This is a genomic window from Dietzia sp. DQ11-44 (genome assembly GCF_014145205.1).
Classification (GTDB): domain Bacteria; phylum Actinomycetota; class Actinomycetes; order Mycobacteriales; family Mycobacteriaceae; genus Dietzia; species Dietzia natronolimnaea.
In genome coordinates this window covers 1-1,201 of the sequence record NZ_JAALEC010000017.1, presented here as the reverse complement: position 1 = coordinate 1,201, position 1,201 = coordinate 1, and the positions used below count along the sequence as shown (strand labels likewise).

The following is a 1,201-nucleotide window of genomic DNA, read 5'->3' as shown; positions in this document are numbered from 1 at the left end:
CGTCAGGCCGGCGCGGCCGCGGCGGCCAGGACCTGCTCGAGGAGCTCGTCCGCACGGTGCTCGTCCGCACGGTCGGCCAGCGCGAGTTCGCCGACCAGCACCTGCCGCGCCTTGGCGAGCATGCGCTTCTCGCCGGCGGACAGTCCCCGGTCCAGGTCGCGGCGCCACAGATCGCGGACGACCTCGGCGACCTTGTTCACGTCCCCCGAGGCCAGCTTCTCGCCGTTCGCCTTGTAGCGGCGCGACCAGTTGGTCGGCTCCTCCGCGTGCTCGGTACGCAGGACATCGAAGACCTTGTCGAGCCCCGCCTCGTCGACCACGTCGCGCACGCCCACGTACTCGGCGTTCTCGGCCGGAACCCGGACCGTGAGATCGCCCTGTGAAACCTTGAGGACGAGGTATTCCTTCTCGGTGCCCTTGACCGTCCGCATCTCGATCGCCTGGATACTTGCGGCGCCGTGATGCGGGTAGACGACAGTGTCGCCGACCTTGAACTCCATGAGTGGCTTTCCCCTTTCGACTGAGCCATCTTAGCACGCCCTCAGCGCTGGGGTTATCCGTTTATGCAGGTCAGCAACCCGAACGGCCCGACCGGCGCATCCGGGGGGTACGAGGGGCGCACTCTGGCGCCGGTCACGACCGGCCGTGGACTACGATGAGACCGGCCTGAGAACGACCATCTCCCGAGGAGCCTGACGTGACTTCACCGAACACCGGCCTGCGCCGCACCGCGCTCGTAGTCCTGGCCGTGGGTACCGCCGTCGGTATGTCCGCGTGTGGCGCCGGCCAGATCTCGCAGACGGCCGGTCAGGTCGCCGCGGTGGACGGTGGACAGGGTTCCGCGGGCGAGCTGTACGTCAACGACCTCGTGGTGGTCCTCCCCGAGACGGGGGAGGCGCGTCTCGGGTTCGTCGCCTCCTTCACCGGGACCGGCATGGGCGAGTCGATCTCCCTCGACCGTCTCGAGATCGACGGGATCGAGGCGCAGATCGGCGAGTCGCAGCCCCTCGAGCGCGGGTGCTCGCTGATCGTCTCGGCGGCGGAGGACGCAGAGCCCGTCCCCGGCGGGGACGACCTCTGCGTCGAGCGGACCACCGCCACCCTCCCCGGTGCGGACGACCTCCAGATCGGCACCTCGGTGCCGGCCACCGTCTCCTTCTCCAACGGCGACCAGATCGAGATGGCGGCAGCCGTCATCGCC

At 69.4% G+C, this 1,201-nt stretch carries 2 protein-coding genes; one reads left to right on the top strand and one right to left on the bottom strand.

Features of this window, described 5'->3' with window-relative positions:
• Window positions 1-2: 2 nt before the first annotated feature.
• The gene (locus G6018_RS00480; RefSeq protein ID WP_179524504.1) at window positions 3-500 is read right to left on the bottom strand and encodes a CarD family transcriptional regulator; all 498 of its coding nucleotides are present in this window, start codon (window positions 498-500) and stop codon (window positions 3-5) included.
• A 197-nt stretch (window positions 501-697) separates the two neighbouring features.
• Here G6018_RS00480 and G6018_RS00475 point away from each other — a divergent pair.
• On the top strand, window positions 698-1,201 hold a 504-nt coding region (locus G6018_RS00475; protein ID WP_182638449.1), incomplete at its 3' end, for a hypothetical protein.

What these genes read in the sequence shown, in the direction of transcription:
- G6018_RS00480 (WP_179524504.1), bottom strand. Translation starts at nt 500, where the DNA reads ATGGAGTTCAAGGTCGGCGACACTGTCGTCTACCCGCATCACGGCGCC.